Origin of the sequence: Nocardiopsis deserti (assembly GCF_008638355.1) — a bacterium.
Taxonomy (GTDB): domain Bacteria; phylum Actinomycetota; class Actinomycetes; order Streptosporangiales; family Streptosporangiaceae; genus Nocardiopsis; species Nocardiopsis alborubida.
On sequence record NZ_VWVS01000004.1, the window covers coordinates 172,311 to 193,562 of the forward strand.

The 21,252-nt window shown below is 66.2% G+C and carries 12 protein-coding genes; 7 read left to right on the forward strand and 5 right to left on the reverse strand.

The annotated features are described in order from the left end of the window. Nucleotides 1–27: 27 nt before the first annotated feature. From FYW99_RS13560 to FYW99_RS13575, 4 genes are read left to right on the forward strand one after another with little or no spacing between them, the layout of a single operon-like run. Nucleotides 28–1,314, forward strand: coding sequence for a hypothetical protein (locus FYW99_RS13560; protein WP_150252409.1), 1,287 nt, complete (start codon nt 28–30; stop codon nt 1,312–1,314). Then, nucleotides 1,311–1,874 (forward strand): hypothetical protein, encoded by a 564-nt coding sequence (locus FYW99_RS13565; RefSeq protein WP_150252410.1) that lies wholly within the window; start codon nt 1,311–1,313, stop codon nt 1,872–1,874. Before FYW99_RS13560 ends, FYW99_RS13565 begins: the two co-directional genes overlap by 4 nt. Nucleotides 1,875–1,879: 5 nt before the next feature. Next, nucleotides 1,880–2,614 carry a hypothetical protein gene (locus FYW99_RS13570; RefSeq protein ID WP_150252411.1) on the forward strand — a complete coding sequence of 245 codons (735 nt, stop codon included), beginning with the start codon at nt 1,880–1,882 and terminating at the stop codon, nt 2,612–2,614. Further along, a complete protein-coding gene (locus FYW99_RS13575) occupies nt 2,611–5,688 on the forward strand; it encodes an SMC family protein (protein WP_150252412.1) in 3,078 nt (1,025 codons plus the stop codon). Before FYW99_RS13570 ends, FYW99_RS13575 begins: the two co-directional genes overlap by 4 nt. Here FYW99_RS13575 and FYW99_RS13580 read toward each other — a convergent pair. Genes FYW99_RS13580 through FYW99_RS13590 form a run of 3 tightly spaced genes read right to left on the reverse strand, consistent with a single transcriptional unit; the run spans nt 5,662 to nt 11,115 of the window. Continuing rightward, nucleotides 5,662–7,059: a Wadjet anti-phage system protein JetD domain-containing protein gene (locus FYW99_RS13580; protein ID WP_150252413.1), complete on the reverse strand. Its 1,398-nt coding sequence runs from the start codon at nt 7,057–7,059 to the stop codon at nt 5,662–5,664. The genes FYW99_RS13575 and FYW99_RS13580 overlap by 27 nt on opposite strands. Continuing rightward, nucleotides 7,052–8,989, reverse strand: a complete 1,938-nt coding sequence (locus FYW99_RS13585) for a UvrD-helicase domain-containing protein (RefSeq protein WP_190394651.1) — start codon at nt 8,987–8,989, stop codon at nt 7,052–7,054. The genes FYW99_RS13580 and FYW99_RS13585 overlap by 8 nt, the downstream gene beginning before the upstream one ends. 5 nt (nt 8,990–8,994) lie before the next feature. Further along, on the reverse strand, nt 8,995–11,115 hold the full coding sequence (locus FYW99_RS13590; protein ID WP_190394652.1) for an ATP-dependent nuclease: 2,121 nt from the start codon (nt 11,113–11,115) through the stop codon (nt 8,995–8,997). Between the two features lie 524 nt (nt 11,116–11,639). Here FYW99_RS13590 and FYW99_RS13595 point away from each other — a divergent pair. Further along, nucleotides 11,640–11,939 carry an NIPSNAP family protein gene (locus FYW99_RS13595; protein WP_150252416.1) on the forward strand — a complete coding sequence of 100 codons (300 nt, stop codon included), beginning with the start codon at nt 11,640–11,642 and terminating at the stop codon, nt 11,937–11,939. Here FYW99_RS13595 and FYW99_RS13600 read toward each other — a convergent pair. Together FYW99_RS13600 and FYW99_RS13605 are read right to left on the reverse strand one after the other, a co-directional pair. Continuing rightward, the gene (locus tag FYW99_RS13600; protein WP_223838998.1) at nt 11,933–15,493 is read right to left on the reverse strand and encodes a WD40 repeat domain-containing protein; all 3,561 of its coding nucleotides are present in this window, start codon (nt 15,491–15,493) and stop codon (nt 11,933–11,935) included. The two genes, FYW99_RS13595 and FYW99_RS13600, sit on opposite strands and share 7 nt — an antisense overlap. Nucleotides 15,494–15,782: 289 nt before the next feature. Then, nucleotides 15,783–15,983: a hypothetical protein gene (locus FYW99_RS13605; protein ID WP_150252417.1), complete on the reverse strand. Its 201-nt coding sequence runs from the start codon at nt 15,981–15,983 to the stop codon at nt 15,783–15,785. A gap of 249 nt (nt 15,984–16,232) precedes the next feature. Between FYW99_RS13605 and pglX the strand changes: the two genes are divergently transcribed. Both pglX and FYW99_RS13615 read left to right on the forward strand, forming a co-directional pair. Beyond that, nucleotides 16,233–19,700, forward strand: a complete 3,468-nt coding sequence (pglX, locus tag FYW99_RS13610; protein WP_150252418.1) for a BREX-2 system adenine-specific DNA-methyltransferase PglX — start codon at nt 16,233–16,235, stop codon at nt 19,698–19,700. A gap of 193 nt (nt 19,701–19,893) precedes the next feature. Then, complete coding sequence (locus FYW99_RS13615) at nt 19,894–20,916, forward strand: hypothetical protein (RefSeq protein WP_190394653.1); 1,023 nt, start codon at nt 19,894–19,896, stop codon at nt 20,914–20,916. Nucleotides 20,917–21,252 lie beyond the last annotated feature (336 nt).

Here is a 21,252-nt window from a genome sequence, read left to right on the forward strand (position 1 = left end):
CCCCATGGACAGGGCAGTCCGCCAACCATGCGTTCAACAGAACTATCCCTGCCTGAAGGCAGCCGCCCTCAGGGCCTGCTCCCCACGCAGCTGAAGGCACTCGCCGCACCGATCGCCAAGCACAGCAACTCGGTCATCGAGGACCTGAAACTGCTGGACGTGGCCATGGCGGTCTTCCGCGTCTACACCACCGGATCGCCGAAGAGCGGCGGCTTCACCCGGGGCGAACTTCGGGAGGCCTGCGCCGGGGTAGCCGAGGTTCAGGTCTTCGAGCAGCGCTTCAACACCTTTCTCTCCCTGGGGATGCTGCTCCCCGCCAGTTCGCGGCCCCGCGAGGACCGGTACATCCTCGAACCCACCAGCATGGCCCTGTTGCTGTTCCTGGAGCGCATCAACCGCCACGGCGGGATCGGTGAGCTCCTGGCCCTCCTGGACAGCACACGCTCCGCCATCGAGCGGGACCAGGCCAGCAGGGCAGACGTCCACAATGCCCTGCTACGCACCCGGCAGACGCTGATCGTCTTCACCGATCACCTGCTTTCGATGCTGCGGACACGCCCCCTGAAAGAGCTCATCACCGAGCAACACCGCTACCGCGACCCGGGGCTCGTGAAGCGGGTCGAGGAGCTCCAGAAACTGGTGATCGCACACTTTCGGGACCTGGAGCGCCCGGCACGGGAGGCTCTGGAATGCGCTCAGGCCTATGCCGCTGCCACGTCGGACCTCATCGATCGGCTCATCAAAGCCGGAGCCCTCAACCGGAACTTCAGCCTCTTCCACCCTGAGCAGTACAAGGACGCGGCGAAGACGAGCAGCCTGAAAGAACTGGCGGCCGTCTTCTCCCACGTGGTCGTGGGCCCGCCCGACCTCGGGATCTCTCCCACCGCGCTCATCGAGACGATCGAGGAGCTCAGCCCCAGGCGCCCGGCCCCAGGAGTCCCGCCGCCGCGACCCGACCGGGATGCTCCCCGGGACAATCCGCTCCACGACATCGCCCGCAAGGAGCAGGGACGCCACCGCCACATGCTGGAACAGGCCGAACTACTCCTCGGCGGGCACGACGGTATCGACCTCACCGACCGTGTGCGGGCCCTCGGCTGGCCGGAAGGCATGCGGCTCCTGGTCGACCTGGTCAGGGTGTCCGGGCCGGGCACCCCCTACGAGGTCGAGATGACGGACGGGTTCTTCGTCCACCCGGCGGAGGAGATGACCTACCTGTCCCAAGTGAGGCTGCACCGCAACCCCAAGTGGGATCCCGACACCTTCGAGTACCACCCGCAGCACGAGCCGGACGAGAGGAACGGCACTCCGTGACCGAGACCAGGACCGTCTCCGACCCCGGGCCTCTTGCCCTGGCCCGCATGCGCGCCCTGGGCGCCGCGCCGATCCGTGCCGACCTCCCTGATGCGGTCATCGCCGACGAAGCCCTCAAGGCGGGCCGCTCCATTCTGGATGTCGTCCGATGGGACGAACCCGCGCGGATCCTGGGGTGGGTGGAGGGCCATGAACCCTCCCACGAGGAGAAGACCGGGCTGGACCACCCGCAACACAGCCGCACCGACTTGGAAGTCTTCGCCGCATGCCTCGGTTGCTGCTGGCGTGATCGCCATGCGGAGCCCTGGCCCGGGGTTCCGTGTGAGCAGCAGGAAGTGCTGGACGCCCTGGCCTGGGTGAAGGAGGACGACAGCTCGCGGGCTCTCGGGCGCTCCCGCAGAGCGCTCGCGCGGCTGGACCGTTCCCTGTGGGTCGAGCTCTCGGGCGCCGGGGTCAGGCTGGGGCCGCGCGTCGCGACCTGGTCCCGCAGCCAGACCGTGGACCTGCGTGAGGTGTTCGATCTCCTTCCCCGGCACATCGAGAACTCTCCCCTGGAGTAGCCCCCGTGACCGAATCCGCGATGGGCGAGGGGTGGCCCCAACTGAACGACCTCACCCCCGAACAGCGGACCGAGGTGCTGGACGCCATCGCGGCCCTCGAGTCCTCCCGTTCCCCGGTCCTCGCCGCCCACTTCCAGGCTCTCCTCGATCCTGGTCTGCGCAACTGCGTCAAGAGATGTCTCAGCAAGCTGGGACGGGTCCTGCTCCAGGCCGGACACGGATACACCGCCGGCTACGCCGACCACATCACGGACGCGCTGGTGGCGGAGGGCTCCGGGGTCCTGCCGACCGAGGAACGGGCGGTGCTCGCCCTGGTCCTGCTGCACTGTGTGGCGATCCCCCAGGCCGAGGGCAGAGTTCAGGGGGACACATGGCTGGACGCCGTTCCCGTGCGCCGAGACCTGCTGGAGGAGTCCATGGTCCCGAAGGGGGTCGTGCGTGAGTCCCTGCGGCGCCTGGCGGCGCGAGGGCTGGTCTGCTTCACCGGCCACGGGGGCGGCATGGTCAAACCCGGACCACAGCTCAATCGGCTCACGGAAGCCGCCTCCCAACGTGTGCGAGAGCAGATCGCCCTGGTCACCACCACCGACGAAGGCCTTGCCGAAAAGCTCCGCCAGTCACACCAGCGCGCTCTGGCCTCGATGAACACCACTCCTCGGCCGCTGACCCCGAGTGAAGACGCGGGCTCCCTTGCCGCCACCCGCGGCAGCCACACGGAACCAGAAGAGGGCGCATCATGAGCCTCCTGCCCGAGCAGACGACCGAGCACCTCCAGGACACCGGCAGCACGGGGTTGGTCGAGGCGCGCAAGCTGGTCGCGGTGCAGACCTTCGATATCGGCCGCCTCACCACCCACCCGGTGCCGATCGTCCCGTCGTCCTTCGTCGCCGTCTCCGGGGAAGGGCCGAAAGGCGACTCCAACGGATCCGGCAAGACCACCTTCCTCAGCGCGGTCTCCCTCCTCCTCGCAGACCCGCAGTGGCGCCTCAAACGCGACGGCCAGTTCGCCAAGGGGCTGCTGTTCAGCCCGGAGTCCGCGGGCTCGGGGGAGAGCGGCGGAGCCCGACGCGGCTACATCGTGGGCGTGTTCTCCGACGAGGACGGCACGAACCTCCTGACGGTGTGGCTACGCATCTCCCACCAGCCGCAGTACCTACAGATGCGGTGGGTCAGGGACCTGCACGTGGCTGTGGCCGACACCGACCAGGAGCGCTCTGACCAAGCCGACGCGCTGTGGGAACAACTGCCCGCGAAACTGGGCAGGGGCGCCCAGAACATGGGTGAGTTCCTGTACGGGGACGCCCCTCGCTGTCTGGCCTATCTGGACACCTCGATGAGGCCGATGGTCGCCTCCCTCCTGTCCCAGCAGATGACCTCGATGGCCCCTGACGCCATCGGCGACGCGCTCATCGCCCTGACCGGTCAGTCCCGTTTGCTGACCAAGGAACAGGAAGGCCGTGTCAGGTACGACGAGGCGGCCCAGGAACTGCAGGTCCAGGAAGTCAACGACCGCAACCGGCGCATCCTCGAATCCGCACAGCTGGCAGCCATCGACCGCCGGGAACTGGCGCGGCAGGCACTGAAGACCGCGACCCGATCGTGGGAGCTCCACCTGGCCGTCGGCCTCGTGGAGAGGGAGGAGGAACTCAAGGCGGCGGCAAGGGAACGCGACCAGGCTCAGGAGGATGTGGACCTGGCCAAGGAATGCACGCTCGTAGCCACCAGACACCTGGAGCGCCTGCGCAAGAACACCGGCTTGCGGGAAGCCGCCCAAGAAGCTGGGAACGAGCGCGAACGCGTCAGCCGTGCGAGGACACGACAGACCGAGCGCGTCGGGGAACTCCACACCGGTGTGAAACAGCTGACCGAGGAACGCAGGCAACTGCTCCTCGTGACCGATCGTTTCGACGGGATCGGCGTGGTCCAGCGCCGGGCCGAGGTCGAGCAGACGCAGGAGCAGTTGGACTCCGCCCTGATAGTGCACGGGCGGTCCGTGGACCGGCGCAAGGACGCTGAGCACCGCCTGGAACGGGTCCGTTCCGGCGAGGACGGCACCGCGGGCGGGGCCGTGCGGAGGCTCAATGAACTGGGTGTCCGCGCCAGGGGTGTCCTGGACGCCGTCATGCTCGACCAGAGCGCACGCCCGGAGTGGGAGGCACACCTGTGGCGTTTCCGGAACTCCGTCGCGGTGGCGGCAGAGGACGTGGAGTTCGCACTCGGTTCGCTCCGGGACTTCCCAGGAGTGTCGATCATCCGCGTGAACGGTTCCCCAGACGGGGAAGCCACCGTCCTGCTGGACGGGGTGACCGCTCCCCCGGCTTTCGGCACCTTCCTGGAAGCGGCCCGCTCCCGGTACGGGTTCGCCGGAGAACCGGACCGCTCGCACGACGCCGACCTGGGCGAATGGATGTTGTCCGGGTTCCCCGAACCGGCCACGGGACGCCAAACCCGGATCACCGTCGCCGAGTCGGAGTTGAGGGCCGCGCTACGGATTGAAGAGGAAACCTCACAGACGCTGGAGAACGCGCGACGTGCTCTCCAACGCCAACATGAACTCCTGGAGATCGCGACAGCGGCTGAACGGCTGAAAGCCTGCCGGGAGGAGCTGCGAACCGCCGAAACCGAGCACGCCGAGGCAGTCTCGGCGGCAGACGTGCTCCGGACACGCTGGACGCGAGCGGACCAGCGGTACACGGAGGCGCAGATCGCGTTGAGCAACCACGAGCTTCTCGTCGAATCTGCTCAGCGGGAACTACGGAGCGCGGAGGACAAGCTCGGTCAGCTTCGCCGGGAGCTTCAGAGCGCTCACGAGAAGGTGGAAAGGGCCGAGCACGACAAGTGGCGCCTGGCCTGGGGTCGTGGCTCGGACTCCGCGAAGAGACACATCGCCCAGATCAGGGACCGTACCCAGCGCAAGCACACGGCCCAGGATTGGTGGAACCACGCCTCGAGCTCCTTCCTGGAGTCGCTGGCGGTGGTTCGCCAGGACCGGGACACCTTTCCCAGTGCCCTGGTCGACCTCATCGACACCGCCGCGCAGAGTGTCCCCGAACCCGGCCAGACCAGGGAGGCGTTCGACACCGCCCTACAGCCGATCGCCGAGCTGTTGGATGAGTGCGAGGTACAGGACTCACTCAACCGGACGCTCATCGCCAACGAACAGGAGGAGCGCGGTCGCAACCTCGCTGCCGCCCAGGAGGAGGTGGACCAGCAGATCGGGTCGTTGGAGATCATCCGTGCGGCCGTGGCCAGGTCCATCAAACTGATCCTGGCCAGGATCAGTGGCCAGTTCGACGAGCTGGACAAGGACAGGGACGGCGGTTACGGTGCCCGCCTTGACTACGAGGTACTGGACCCCTCCTCGACCGGCTCCAAGTGGAAGGTCAACGTCGTTCCCCGGTGGCTACGCTCTCCGCAAGGGACCTACGTCTCCTACCAGAAGATCGCGAACGGGGCTCAGGTCAAGGTGTTCGCGATCCAGCTGGTGTTGGCCGCGCTCTTGGCCGACAGCGATGTGCCCGGCCGAGTTCTTGTGCTGGACGAACTCGGCAACAGCCTGGGCGACGAGAATCGGCGTGACGTGTTGCGGGAACTGCAGAAGGTCGCGGTCTCACAACAGGTGACCATCCTCGGCACCTGCCAGGACAGTGTCATCCACGACGCCGTGCGGCAATGCGGTCAGGTCCTGTGGTTCAACCACGTGTCCAACAGTGAGGTCTACAACCGCCCCACCCGGTCGTGGGGATCCGACGAAAACGGTCGGCACGTCGAGCGGCTGGCCTTCTGGCTACGCTCCGGACGGGCCCCGGAGTGAGTCCAGCACCCCGACGAGCAGGTCGGCCAGACCCGGCAACACCTCGCTGTGCTGAGCCTCCTGCTCCACCCCCAGCCCGGCCAACTCCGGGTGGTCGGCGATGAGCGCGGCCACGGGGCGCAGCGCGTCAGGGGCCAGGTCGAGAAGCCCCGCCGCCTTCTTCGTGTCCTGGTCACGACGTTCCGGAGGTTGCGGCCGGTGCGGCCCCCGGAGCCAGGCCTCCTCGGTCATCGCGACCGGGTACACGTCCCGCCCTACCCGGTCGCGCAGGTTGGCGATGATCGCGATGCCGTGCGCGTCGAGGTCTCCCCACACCGCGATCGGCAAGGGAGCCAGCATCTTCAGGAACTCGACGAGTCCGTCACTCGCATACCCTGCTCCCCAGACACAGACCCAGCCCTCGGTAATGGCGGAGATCTGGCAGGAGCGGTAGAAGGTGTCCTGGTTCTCCAGAACGAGAACACCGCGAATCCCCTCGACCCGCTCCAGAGAACCGCTCTCGCGCACACCGTTGGAAGGCAGGCCAGCCCAGGGGGCGGCTGTGACGGCGTCCACTGCCAGGTCGTCGTCCTTGTACCAACGCAGGGGCCCCTTGACCCGAATCTCATGGTCGGGGAAGTCGAACGCTTCGGAGATGTACTTCTTCAGCAGGTTCTCCACCGCGTGGATGCGGGCGTCGGTCCAGCGTGTCTTCGTACCGGCGGTGTGCGCATGCGAGCGGGAGGACACCTCACGCCGGGTGGGGTGCTGCTCGTCCCTGTGTCGGTACCACCGGCACGCGACACGCACCGCGAAATCGTAGGTGTCCCAATGCCCCGCCCTGGTCGCGGAGCCCACGGGGACCGCACCGGGCTCGGACTTCAGCAGCAGACCGTGCTCGGTTTCGAGTTCACCGATGCCTCTCATCAGGTCGAGGAGTTCCGTACGCGCCAGACCCGGATCGACCCGGCCGAGGAGGTTCCATCGTCGCTCGTCGGCCCGTTCCGACCACAACGGGGTCCGGATGATCTGGACCAACCGCTTGATCCGCAGATCCCTCATGTTGACGCGGGCCTTCACCATGACCGCGCCACAGCGAATCAGCTCATCGAGTACGTGGTTCGCCCGGTCTCCCCAGCGATCCTGAAAAGTCTTCACCTTGCGCGAGGTTTTCTCCAGTACCCAGGCCAGGTCCTTGGCCTTAAGACCTTCCGGGGTGAGAAATTCATCCGGAGGGTTCTCGGAGATCAGGAACACCGTGGAAACGTCCAGGACCCCATGTTTCATGGGCGGTTCCCCACCCTCGGGATAGCGGACCACGACACGGACCCCTTCAGGCAGGGGGCTGTTGACGAGGTCCTTCACCTCGACCATGTGCTCTTCGTCAAGCATGCCCGGGATAGCCCTCCAGGTCTTCGATTCCGTGCACCCTGTCGGCAGGAAAAGGGCAGTCGGTATCTTCCCGGAGTTCCTGCAATGCCCTGTCCGGGTCGTTGGTGAAGAGCACCACCGCGAGCGAACGAGTCGCGCGAGAGCAACTGACATAGAAGAGACGGCGTGTGCGTTCCGGCGTATGGTCCTTTTCAGCCCGGATGTTGCTGATGTCAGAAGTACTCAGGTCCTTGAGGCCGAGCAGTTTCTCGTAGGAGTACTGGTTCCAATTGCTGCGGTCGTCCTCCAGCAGCACCAGGACCCGCTCGAACTCGGCGCCCTTGACCCCGTGCTGGGTCTGGTACGGCAACCGTCCCGAAACATAGTCGTGGTAGATCCGTATCTGCGCCGCGGGGCAGGCCAGGTAGGCGGTCATGGCCTTCTGAAGGATCTTCTGCTCTTCCTGGCGTGTTTCCTCGAGCTGCTCTCCTGTGTCTTCCGCGGCCTCGCCTTGCTCCACCGGCAGCCGCTCCACGAAAGAGAAGCCCTCGTGCTTGAGAAGCTGTGCCTTCAAGCGAGGGTCCAGTCGGATGAGTTCCGAGTGGAGAGCGTGTCGCAGCACGTCCGCGACCGAATCCGTGCTGTCCCTGGCGAGGATCCTGGCCAGGTGATCACCATCGGCCTTCAACCGCGGAAGTAGTTCCGCGGTGGCCTGACCATCACGGAAGGAACCGAGCCGTGGGGAGAGCCTGCGCAGCATCCCCAGGGCTGTGATCCCGTCCTTCTGCTCGATCGCCTCCACGAGCGGGATGATGCGGTCGAGAAGGGGCCGCAGACTCCAGTGCGTTCCTGCGATGTACTCCTCCCTCAACTGCCTGGCATATCGGCGCCCAGATTGGTGGAAGGCGCTGTCCACGTCCATGAAGCCCAGGCGTCGGGCCGCCAATCGATGCTCCAGCACCAGGATCTTGAGGTTCTTCCCCTCCACTCCCTGACTCCACAACAGGTCGTTCTGCCGGACCGACAGGTGGTCGCGTACCCGGTCCAACCAGATGTCGCTGTCGTCTTCCGACGAGAGCACGAAGAGGTCCGCGTCACCTGTGTTCGGTTCTTCCTCCCCCTCGCGTTCGCCCCGGACCTGAGTCAGGTCTCCGTCGTGTGGTGACATCCTCCTGATTTTGTTGATGACATCGAGCACCCGCTCAGGGCAACGCCAGTTCTCCTTCTTACGGATGGTTGTCCAACTCGTGTCCGCTTCGATGAGACCGGCTCCGGTCGGGAAGATCCGCTGCATCGGGTCCCCGAAAAATCCCAAACAGAATTCTTCGCGTTCCTGTTCTTCGACAGCCTGTAGTGCTTCGACTACCTTCGGATCCGTGTCCTGGCTCTCGTCCACCATAACGTAGGGAAAACGCTGGGCAATGATAGTGGCAAGGCGCTTTTCCCTCTTTATCAGCTCGGGAACCATACGCAGGACATCGTCGTGACCGAGGAACCCTTTTTGGTAGTTTCGACCGGACTGGTAGTTGAAGCGCAGAGCCGGGTCGTTCAGGCACTCGAGCGCCTCGACGTACTTCGCACCCCTGGTTTCGTCACGCTCCGCGATAAGACGATGAATGTCCGCGCGCACCCATTCACGGATCATGTACTGGAAGGGTTGAACCACACTCCAGAGGAAGCTGTGGATCGTGGAGATATGAAAAAGCGGGTTGGCGGCGAGCCGCTCCTTGATCTCCTCCACCGCGACATTCGTATATGTGATGCAGGCGACCTGGCGCCGCTGGCCCAGCAGGGTCGGGCCCTCGGTTCGACCGATGTGTCGCAGAGCCTTCACCAGCGATGTCGTCTTACCTGACCCCGCCCCGGCGATCACGACAAAACCCTGCTTCTTAGTGGCTTCGAGGACCTCCCGGATCTGCTCGTCCGCCTCGGTCGACTCGCGCACAGACACAGAGCTCACAATTCCACTTCCCGGTCAAGCTCACCGTTAAGCCAGACCAGCCCCTCCTGGATGTAATACGGGGTCTTCCAGGGTTTCTCATCATACAGATCGAAAAGGGTCAGCGCGAGGTTGGTCTTCCCACCCGGCGGCCGGGTAACGAACTCGAAAACCTCCCGCTCGACCTGCTCAGCAGAGATGTCATCACCCAACTGAAACCCGATCTTTTCTCCGCAGTCACGCAGCCATGCTAGGTTGTCGAGGATCATGGCTTCTTCGAATGTACGCCCAGCCGCTTCGTGATGTTGGTTATTCCACTCGATCACCCGTCGGCCCTGGTAAGCAACACGCACCTTTGCTGGATCGACACCGCCCTCGTGATTTCCGATTTTCTCTCCCACCGGAGTGTCCAGCAGCTCCTTGATCCCTACTTTTCTCGGCAGCCAGGTCTTGAGCGTCGAATTAGCGCTTCGTGCATTCGGAGTGGAGGCCGGAACCGCAGCGTCCTTCTTCTTTCCTTCGACCGGACCGACACTGTCAATATCCGCGATGATCAGTGTGGGGAGCCCGAGGAAGCTCACCAGCGGCCTGAATCGATGGGCATGTGATCCACCCACCTCGAGAAGTGAGATGTGCGAGCTAGCCAGCTGGGACAGCCTGCTCGGCTCCTTATCGATCATCAACGGCAACAGGATGCGCTCGGCATCTCCTTCAACGATGATTACCGCGTCCGCGAAGAAGAGGTGACAGTTAGTGATCTTGAGAAACCTACGCAGAAACTTGGAGTCGACTGTCTGGAGCTTGGACAGATCCCTGACCTCACAGACCGGAGCACCGTCCGAGGCAGTCCGGCGCCGGAAGTACCTGATCGGATCGAAAGAGGTGTCATAGATGATGTGGGGAGAGTGCGTGGTCACCATGAGTTGGGTGTGGAAGACCTCGGACTCGTCCTCGTCGACGAACTGACGCACGATCTTCAGGAATGCCTGCTGGAGTTGAGGATGCATGTGGGCCTCGGGCTCCTCGATCACCACGAGATGGATGAGCGGCCGTATTCCCACACCCGAGGCCCACCGGCGGTGCATCTCGTGGATCTCGATGAGCATGAAGAGGAAGTTCTTGTAACCGAGGCCGTTGTAACGTTCGGGAAGCTGCCTCTTCGTGTCCTCCTCCCCCGGAGCGAACTGGTAGTACACCCATGCGCTCTCAGCGAGCAGGGAATCGCCGCTCTGGCGACTCCTGACGCTCAGCCTCGGATTGCGGATCCCTGGTCCGGCGACTTTGTTCAGTCGGGCAAAGGTTTCGGCGAACTTGTCCGACAGATAGGACTGCGCCTGCTTTTCCGAAGCCTTCACAGCCTGATGAGCGGCGTGGTCGATATCATCCGAAGCAGAGTAGTCGAGGAACCTACGGACATGACGGGACAGATCCCGCCCCTTGGATGTCTCATCATCAGAGAGAAATCGCTGAGCATCGACCATGTCCACATGGATGAGACTGTCAACGAACTCCTTGGCGGCAGCCGGAGAGTCAGCCATCCTTCCAGCGACATCTGCCCCTTCGCATCCCGCACCTTCCCGATCGAACGTGTCGGGCCCGAGCACGTAATAGCGGAACCCGTAAGCAGAGTTAAGCTCACGATCCAGGTAGTCGCGCAGGTCCTCCGGCCAGGGGGCGAAGACCCTCCTCTCTTCTTCGGTTTGCTGTTCCTTGGCCTGTCTCGCCTTCTTCCGAGCCGCCATGAAACGCTCGGCGAGATCCTCCCTGGGCGCGAACTCCAGTCGCAGCGCCACCCGTCCGATGTCTTCGGAAAGATCGTGGAAGGACATCAACTCGACGACCCGGTACCAGTCCTCCCTACGGACCTCCAAGAGAAGGTCGAGGCGTATCTTCGGCAGCTTCTCAGCTTCGTCCTGGGTCAGTTCCGTCACCCCCTGAAACTGATCCCAGCAACCGGAGTTGAAGTCGTAGAACGTGAAGTCGCTCTTCCGTCGCTTGAAGAAGAATCGAAAAACGTGGGTCATTGATGTTTTCCCACTGTTGTTCGCCCCGACGAAGACCGTCGAGTTGGGGTCAAGGTCCACCTTGACCGAACGCAGCCTCCGGAAATTTTCTACGCGAACTGACTTGATTCGCATGCACACCTCTTGACAGGAAACACGAAGACACGTACGGCAGGCAGCACAGCCGCGCGAGCGGGAAACGAGGAGAGACGACCGAAGAGCCATCAGCAAGGATGGTACCCCGACCCTCATCATCACACGACCACTTTCAACGACCCCGAACCCAGGATTTCGCAGAACCCCCAGTAAACCAATGGGATACCCAAAGCGTCGACTCGAAGCGAATGCTGGCCCATTATGGAGGCCACCACTCGAGCGACCGGCAGGCTCGGGGAGCAGCAGGTCAGAACTTCCATGCCGATCTGGTCGCTGAAACGCGCTCTTTGGGCCACGGCGGCATCTGTGCTGTGGCTCGCACAGCAGGGGTGAGCGAGGTAGCCGTCTCGGGTTGGTACGTGAACTCGCCGAGCATCCCAGTGACGCACCGTCGGTCCCGATACCGTGGCCTCGCTACTCAAACGGGAAGGTCCAGCCTTCAGGGACTGAACCTTCCCTCGGAGAAGAACTAGAGAAGACACAGCCCCAGGAAGGGCCACACCGTGACCGTCACCACCCAGGTACGCACCTACACCGTCAAAGAGGGCCTACTCGACGAGTGGGTCCGGCGCTGGAGGGAGGAGATCGTCCCCCTGCGCCTGGAGTTCGGCTTCTCCCTCGGCGGAGCCTGGATCGACAGGGAGCACAGCCACTTCATCTGGGAGATCTCCTACAACGGCCCCGAGAGCTTCGCCGAACGCAACCGCCAGTACTGGGACTCCCCCAAACGCGAAGCAATGGCCCTGAACCCCAAGGACTACCTGGCCTCCACCGAAACCCGCGAGGTTACCCGGGTCTACTGACCCAGCCCCTCCTCCTCGCCGACCGCGAGCAGGTGCGCGCGGCGCTCCTCCGGGGTCAGGGCCCGGAAGGTGCGCCGCCGCGCCACGCGCGTCAGCTCCTCCAGGGGCATGTCTGCGTCCCACACCCGCACGGTGCCGTCGGCCGATCCCGAGGCGACCAGCCGGGAACCCCCGCTCCAGGTGACACTCAGGGCGCGGTCGCGGTGGACGCCCACCGTCAGGGGATCGTCCCCGCCCCGCGCATCCCAGACGCGCACGGTGCGATCGTGGGAAGCAGTGGCGATCCTGGCTCCGTCGGGCGACCAGGCCACCGCGGGCACCCGGCCGCCGTGCCCGGTAAGCACCCGTTCGGCCTGCCCCGTGGCCAGGTTCCACACCCGTACCGTCCAGTCGGCGGAGGAGGTGACCAGGTACGTCTCGTCGGGTGACCAGGTGACAGCGTCCACCCAGTTCTCGTGTCCGGTGAGCACGACGCGCTCGCGGCCGGTGGTCAGGTCCCACACCCGGGCGGTGCGGTCGTCGGAGCAGGAGGCGATCATCCGCCCGCTCGGCGACCAGGCCAGGGCCACGACCCAGTCCTGGTGGCCGCGCAGCACGGTCAGCAGGGAGCCGTCGCGGGCGTCCCACACGCGGATGCTCCGGTCCTGGGTACCGGTGGCGACGCGGTCGCCGTCGGGTGACCAGGCCACCGACTCCACGATGGCGCCCTCGTGGTCCAGTTCGGTCAGGGCCTCGCCCGTCTCCAGGTTCCACAGCAGGGCGCGCCGGTCGATCCCGCCCGAGAGGAGGACCTTGCCGTCCGGGGACAGGGCGGCGTCGCGCACCGTACCGGTGTGGCCGCGCAGGTACACGGGCCAGTCGGCGTCCGGTTCCCACACGCGGACGGTCCCGTCCTCTCCCGCCGCCGCGATGGTGCCGTCCCGGGTGGTCACGGCGTTGACCGCCGTGCCCTGCGCGCTGTGGACGGCGTGCTCGACGCTCCTGGGCTCCATCTCCCACAGGCGTGCGGTGGCGTCCTCGGATCCCGTGGCCAGGCGGGTGCCGTCGGGCGACCAGGCCACGCCCCAGACGGCGTCGGTGTGACCGCGCAGGACGACGCGCTCCTCGGCGTCGTCGGCGGTGAAGACGCGGGCGGTGCGGTCGGCCGACGCGGTGGCCAGGAGGCGGCCGTCGGGTGACCACTCCACGTTCCACACGCGGTCGCGATGGCCGCGTAGCAGGAGGACCTGCTCGCCCGTGTCGGCGTTCCAGACGCGGACGGTGTGGTCTCCCGAGGCCGTGGCGATCCGAGTTCCGTCGGGGTGCCAGGACACGCCCTCGACGAAGTCGCGGTGGCCCACGAGGGTGACGGCCTGGCGGGCGTCGGCGACGTCCCAGACGATGATGGTCCGGTCGTGGGAGGCGGTGGCCAGGCGGGTGCCGTCGGGTGACCAGCGGATGCCTAGGACGTTGTCGGTGTGCCCGGTCAGCTGTGCACACAGGCGTCCGGTGTCGGCCTCCCAGATCCGCACGACGCGGTCACGTGAGGCCGCGGCGACATGGCACCCGTCGGGGCTCCAGGACACACCGCGCACCACGTCGGTGGCGTCGGTGAGGCGCATGAGGGTCTGGCCGGTGTCGGCGTCCCACACCCGCACGGTGTTGTCCCGGGATGCGGTGGCCAGGCGCCGGGAGTCCGGTGCCCAGGACGCCATCTCCACCATGCCCATGTGGCCGCGCAGTTCCCGGAGCAGCCCGCCGTGGGTGTCCCACAGGCGTGCGGTGCCGTCGCGGGACGCTGTGGCGATCCGTGTTCCGTCAGGTGACCAGGCCAGATTGCGGACGGTGTCGGTGTGGCCGGTCAGAATGGCGGAGCAGTGGCTGTGGGCAAGCGCGGACAGTAGGGCGCCGCGCACGACGGGAACCGGTTCGCACTCCTCCAGGGCGGCCAGGGTGAGCAGGACGGCCAGCTCGGGATGCTCCTCGACACCGGCCAGGACGTACTCGGCGATCGAGAGCGACACGCGACGCAGGAAGCGGTGGTCGCGGCGCCGGGAGGCGTCAACGAAGGCGGTGAGCGCGGGGGTGTCCTGGCCGTTCTCGCGGAGGGCTTCCAGCCAGCGTTCGGCGGTGGTCAGACGGGCTCCGCTGAGCAGGTAGTCGGGGTGGTGCCCCGAACTCTCCCAGTCGCCCGCCCAGCGCTCCAGTTCGGCGCGCTGGCGCAGGCGTTCGGTGTGCGCCTCCACCTGTTGGCGCAGCGGGGCCCACTGACGAAAGAGCGCCTCATGCGCAACCTGAGCGACGGGGCCGCCGTCGTGGACGTCACTGACCAGCAGGCGTGCGTCGACGAAAGCGTCCACGACGTGGCGGTCTCGCTCGTCGAGTTCGGCCAGGCGCACCCGGCGGCGGGTGGCGTCACCGCTGGTGACGGTGACGAAGTGCAGCAGAACCCTGAGGATGCGATCGAGGTCGGCCTCGGCGCGCAGTTCGGCGGTGACCTGATCAGCGTGGCGGGTCAGCGCACCCTCCACTCCGCCGAGCGCCCGGTAGTCGGCCTCGGTGGCGGTTCCGCGGGCGCCGGCGCGGATGTGGAGTTCCTGGAGGAGATAGGCGAGCAGGGGCAGGGCGTCCCCGCTTCCGGTGTCGGCCGTGATGTGCTCGACCAGGCCGTCCTCGAAGCGGAAACCCGTCGCCTCGGCGGGGCGCTGGATGATCTCGACAAGGTCCTGGCGGCTCAGAGCGCCCAGGGCCAAGGGGTTGGTGAACAGTTCGGCGGCCTCGCCGTTGAGGAGGTCGCTGAGGAACTCCACACGCAGGGTGGTCACCACCCGCAGGTGGCGGTCGCCGTGCAGGGCTTCGCGCAGGGTGCTCAGGAACAGGGCGCGGTCACGATCACCGCTGAGGGTGACCAGCTCCTCCAGCTGGTCGACGACCAGGACGGTGCGGCGGGTTCCTCCGCTCTCGCGGCGGATCTTGCGCACCAGGGTGAGAAGTTCACCGCTGTCCCGCCGGAGGCGACGGGCGTAGGCGTCGGCCTGCGCGTGGTCGGTGGTGGCCGCGGCCAGGGCTTTGGCCAGGGCCCCGACGGGGTCGGCTCCGGGCACCATCACGGGCAGCACGTTCCAGCGCTGCGCCCGCAGGCGGGGCAGGATTCCGGCCTGGACGAGGGAGGACTTGCCGCTGCCGGAGGCGCCGATGACGGCCAGGAAGCGCTCGTGGGGGTCAGCGCCGACCCCGTTGAGGCGGCGCATGGCCTCAGTGGTCTGGGCGGCGCGTCCGAAGAAGACTGCGGCCTCGTCCTCGTGGAAGGCGGCCAGGCCGGGGTAGGGGGAGCGTCCCGGCTCCCAGTCGAACTCGGGAGGGGTCGGGTTCTCCAGGCGGTAGGCCACGAAGTGGCCGACGAGCAGAACCACGAGGATGAGGACAAGACCCGGCACAGCGGCCTGCTCCAGCAACCGGAGGAGGAGAGATGTCTGGCGCCCATCGGTCGCGAAGTTGGTGACCACTCCCAGCAGCCCAGCGGCCAGCACGAGGAGCAGTTGCAGCATCAGGGCGAGTCGTTGGCGTCGCCGCACGTCGTCTCCGAGGGGGTCGCGTATTCCCGAGTCCGTGGGGCGCCCGCGCCCCCGGTGAGCCTACGGTGACGGGTAGTCGGGGTAAACCTGCTGTCCCCTTCCGGCCAACCGGAAACCCCTACAGCGCGGGCCTTGCGCGTCCCCGCGCCACCACCCGGGTTGACCGAGGGGCTTCCACCTACCGGGTTCGGACCCGGTGCCCGGATCCTGGTCGCGTTCGCCCCGCTCGCCGTCCTCGGCCCGGGGCCGCGGTCCGCGGCCCCGGTGCTCTGGGGGTGCGGGGCGCTCATCACAAGACCGCGAAGACGACGCCGACCACCGCGGTCAACGTGGTCATGGTGGCGAGCATCGTGGTGAAGGACGCACGCAGCGCGGCCGACCACGGCTTCTTCTCCTCCCGGGCGATCACGAAGGCACCCAGAGCGCACAGCAGAGCGATGCAGGTGGCGATGACTATGGAAACGAGGACAGCGGAGAGCTTGATGGGCATGTTTCGGTGACCTCTGTTCACGCATGGATTACGGAGAGCGACGAACTGGGGGTGTGGTACGGCGCACCTGGGTGGGCCACAGCACAGGTCGGTTTCTACGGTTACTACGGTAGCAAGCCATTGCAGCACGCACAACTATTTACCGCACTCAACAAGTGGATTATGCTGTACGAGGTCGGACGGATGCCTCCCTCGGCACTCGGAGACCCGATCTGACTAGGCACGGCGCAGGACGAGGAGACGGGACGCATGAACAAGACCTTGCTACTGGGACCACTCCAACGTCTGGTGGGCACCGTCCGGGAAGGTCTTCAACCCGCTCCCACCGCCGTTGGGGCAACGGAGCGGGACGCCGAACACGCTGCCGTCCTGTGGGTGCTCACCACCGCCTTCATCACTTTCTGTGAGGACACCGGGCTCGTGGAGCACACGTCCCTGACTCGGACGGACGTGCCGACCGACCTCCCGGGAACCGATCCACTACAGGTCATCGAGCAGGCCATGAGCGAGGTGGTCGAAGCGCACCCCGTTCTCGGCGAGGTCTTTCACCACAGCGCGGGGGCGTGGCGGGAGCATCGACCAAACGAGTCCGCGGCCCGGCACCTGGTGGACTTCTGGCGCGACGGGAGACGCGCGCCCCTGGGAGTCGCGATCGACCCCTCACTCACCGGCGCGGGACCGGACACCACCCTCTTCGAGGGTCTCTATCAGGACCTTTCCGAGGACTCGCGCAAGGCCTACGCCCTGCTGAGCACCCCCGGCTTCGTCATCGACCTGGTTCTCGACCGTTCCCTTGGGCGGGCGTTCGACGATGTCGGGAAGGTGACCGAGCACGGGTTCCGCTACATCGATCCGGCCTGCGGCTCCGGGGGGTTCCTCCTGGGTGCGTTCCGTCGGGTGCTGCGAAGGATCCACGCGGAAGAGCCGGACCTGCCCGGGGACGAGGCGGTCACCCTGGCCCTGTCCTGTGTCCACGGCTCCGACCTCAGCCCGATCGCCGTCATGGTCAGCCGCTTCCGACTCGCGATCGAAGCGCTCGGACGGACCGGTACCGCCTCCGCCACGACAGAGCGGGAGTGGCGGATCCTCGTCGCCGAGGCGGACTCGCTGTTGGAGGGGACCGGCGCGCCCGTGGTCTGGGGTGCGCCTCCGGCCGGAGGCGGCGACCTCCCCCTCCTGAACATGGTCACGGGCGCGGACGTCCTGCGACGTTCCAGCTACGACGCGGTGGTCACCAATCCTCCCTACATCACTCCGAAGGACAAGGAAGCAGCGAAGGCCTACCGTGAGGGCTACCAGAGCGCGCGATCAGGCGCCTACGCGCTGACGGCGCCCTTCACCGAATGCGCCTTCGCACTGGCCCGCCCAGGAGGCTGCGTGGGCCTGCTGACGGCGAACTCCTTCATGAAGCGGGAGTTCGGCAAACCCCTGGTCGAGTCCTTCCTCCCCACCGTGGAGATCGACGACATCATCGACACCTCCGGTGCCTACATCCCCGGCCACGGAACGCCCACGCTCATCCTCACCGGGCGCAACCGGACGCCGTCCCCGAACGCGCGTGTCACCGTCATCAGCGGTACGCGCGGTGAGCCCTTCACCCCGGACGATCCGGTTGAGGGCAAGGTGTGGACCTCCATCAGGGACCGTCTCGCCGAGGTCCCCAGCAAGGACGGTTGGACGGCTTCCCAGCACCTTCCACTGAGAGACTTCCACACCCATCCCTGGCAGCTCAGCGCCTCGGAGACCGACGCCGTGTTCCGGTCGCTGCGTTCGGATTCCCGGCTGAGCGATCGTGTCCACCGCATCGGCTACATCGCCAGCACCGGAGCCGATGACCTGTTCTCGGCACCCCCCGCGTCGATGCGCCGGTGGGGAGTGGAGACCGAGGCCACCATCGACCTGGTCACCGGTTCGGAGGTGCGTGACTGGCAGGTCCGCAGTGACCTCGAGGCCTTCTTCCCCCGCAGGTGGGAGGACCGCACGAAACTCATCGACCTACGGGGCCTCCCCGGTCACCGCAGACGGCTGTGGCCCTACCAGAGCGTGCTCGCCAACCGCTCCAGGATCAGCCCGGAGAAGTGGTACGACTGGCACCAGCTGACGGCCAACCGGGACGTGTCCTCGTGGTCGATCATCTTCCCCTGGGTGGCGACCCACACCCACTTCGCCATGAACCGGGACGTGAACGCTCCGCTGAACTCCGCCCCGGTCGTCGAACTGCCCTCCTCGGTCACCGAAAACGAGGCCTTTGGCCTGCTCGGGGTACTCAACAGTTCCACCGCCTGCTTCTGGATGAAGCAGGTCAGTGCCGCCAAGGGCAATCCCAGGGGTGACCAGCTCAGGGCGGGGGACAGCTGGGAGACGATCTACGAATTCACCTCAACGCGTATGCGTGACCTGCCCCTGCCCGCTCTCACCGAGACGGAACTACCCCGGGAACTCGACTCCCTGGCGCAGGAGCTCCTCTCTCTGCGCACCGAGGTCGAGAACCCTGAAACACCCCCGACCGGAGAGCGCATCGCGGTGCTGGGCGAGAAGTGGTACGCCACCCTTCGGCGCATGTTCCTGCTCCAGGAGGAACTCGACTGGCGCGTCTACGAGTCCTACGGGCTCGTTCCCACGGGAGGCATTCCCCGCGTTCCCCTCGACTCGCTGCCCGAAGGGATCGCTCTCGGACAACGAGCGTTCGAGATCGCCCTGACCCGGGCGGGAAGCGAGGACTCCGGGTCCGGCGACTGGTTCGAGAGGAACGCCATCGAGCGTTTCACGGACCTGCCGGACCACTGGCCCGCGGACTACCGCCATGCCGTGGACGAACGCATCGACGCACTTCGCCGCAATCCGAACCTGCGTGTGCTGGAACGACCGGACTTCAAACACCGATGGACCACTCCCCCGTGGGACTCCGTGTGGTGCCCCGCCGTCGCCGCCTGGCTCCTGCAGCGGTGCGAGAGGCGGGAGCTCTGGTACACGCGGGGAACGGACGGGGGCGACCGGCCGACCGTGCGCACTCTCTCCGAGTTGATCGGTGCGGTGGAGAACGATCCGGACGTGATCGCCGCCGTCGAGGCGCACAGCCCCGGGTCCACCGTCAGGAGGCTGCTCACCGAGCTTCTTCAGGAGGAACACGTTCCTTTTCTGGCCGCGCTCAGGTTCCGCCCCTCAGGCCTACGTAAACATCGGGAGTGGACACTGCTGTGGGATCTGCGGTGGAAACGGGAGAACCCTCCTCACGAGGACACCGTCAAAGCCGACTCATCGGACGAGCCGTCACCACCCAGGTTCACCGCGGCCGACTTCCTCAGGAAGTCGTACTGGGCCAACAGGGGCAAGTTCGACATGCCCAACGAACGGTTCACCTCCTACTCGCCCGGCCCCTCCCCCGGCCTGTCCGCCACCAGCATGCTCGGGTGGGCCGGATGGGACGCACGTGACCGTGCCTGGGCGTTGGTGGACATCGTCGAACGGAATCTGGCACCACCCCAGGCCCCCACGGAGACCGTGGTTCCGCTGCTCGCGGGCCTGGCCGAGGTACTGCCGTGGGTCGACCGTGTGGGAGCGGGAATCGGCCCGCGCCGTGCGCACGGAGACGGCGTCGAGCTGAGGAGAAGGTTCACGGACTACCTGGACCGGCTGGAGCTCACCGAGGAACAGGTCGCCGAATGGGCTCCGCCTCCCCCGCGCCGCGGGCGTCCGCCCAAGCGGACCGGGAGTTGATCGTCCCTGTGCGCTCGCCGGTCCGGTAGCGGCATACCCGGAAACAGCAGTCCTGGCCGGGCTGGACCGGCTGGGGCTGCCATCCGCCCCTTCCCCGGCCATCCCGGTCCCTATGCAGGCTTGGCTCTGGCACGTGCCAGACGGGGGCAAGCTCTACGATGCCGGAGAACCGGAACCGGCGGGAGGGGACCCGATGCGGGAGACGCGTCTGCTGGGCGAAGACTGGCACGAGGCACGCCTTCAAATGGTCGGGGACACCTTGCTGGTCGTTATGGATGACGATTCCGACCCCGGCCTCCCACACGACAGCTTCCTCTCGGCCGCCTTCGACCTGAGGAGCCGCCGCCCCCTGGGCCCCGCGCTCTCCTTCGGCTCCCCGGTCCACCTGGTCGGCCTTCCCAGGCTCGGGCCCGAACCGGTCCTGGCGTTCACCACGTCCAAGGACCTGGTGATCGCCGACGTGCGTGACGGGTCCGCCCTGGAGACCTTCCCCCTACCTGGGACACGGACGGGGGAACGCCTCTACGACGAATGCGACCTGGCCCTGGGCCACTACGGAGGCCGCGACCTGCTCTTCCTCCATGAAGGCGGCTACGGGACTTACGATCACTGGGTGACGGCGGTGGACCTGGCCACCGGCGAGCCGGTCTCCGGGATGACCTACAGGCACTACCGATACCGGAAGATCAGCGAGCGGCTCACCCTACGGCACGGCTACCTGGCATGGCCCAGCACCGAGGAGGTCGTCGAGGTCCATCCCGACGACCTCAGTGTCACCGATGAGCCCTTCGTCTACGTAAGGCGAGCGGATGACGGCTCCTGGGTGGGAAAGGTCCACCTTCACGGTTGGGTCCCCGAAGGCCGGGGCGTCGAGATCGCTCACGCGGCCGGGCGTACCTACCTCGCCGAGTCCGGGAACATCGTCACCCTGCCCGATCTGGAGCCGGTGTGCCCGGAGGATCCGTGGGTGCTGGTGTCGCGGGTGACAGAGTGGGCCGGCCGTCCGGTCGCCGTCCTCGTCCAGGAGCGGCGCTACCCGCAGGAGCCTCCAGGACGGTTGTGTCATCTGTTCCTGGACACGGACACCCCGGAGAAGGTCGTCCTCCCCTGGTCGGTGCCGCCACAGGTACACGACCTCCTGGCCACCCCCGACGGCGCGATCGTGGTCTCCTCAGCCGAGGGCGTCCACGTGCTCGACGTCGACCCCGCGCCGTGACGGGACCGTACACACCTCGTATGCGCATCCGCCATAGGTTACCCGCAAACAGGGAATTCAGGGACCAAAGTCCCTTGTGCCCCTCTCGCACCATGACCGGATGCGGACAAAACACATTCCACCTCAGCAAAATTTGCGAAACATCCCGACCGCCACACCACAAGACAAAACATCACCCTTGGCACCACACATCCCATGACCTGCCCTTCATGTGACACGACACAATGAGAACGGTTCAACAAAAACACGGGCAACACAGCAAGGAGAGGCGGTCGTGTCTGTGGGCGATACGACCATCACCCGGAAAATATGTTCCTCCGTGTTATTTTGGTTAGG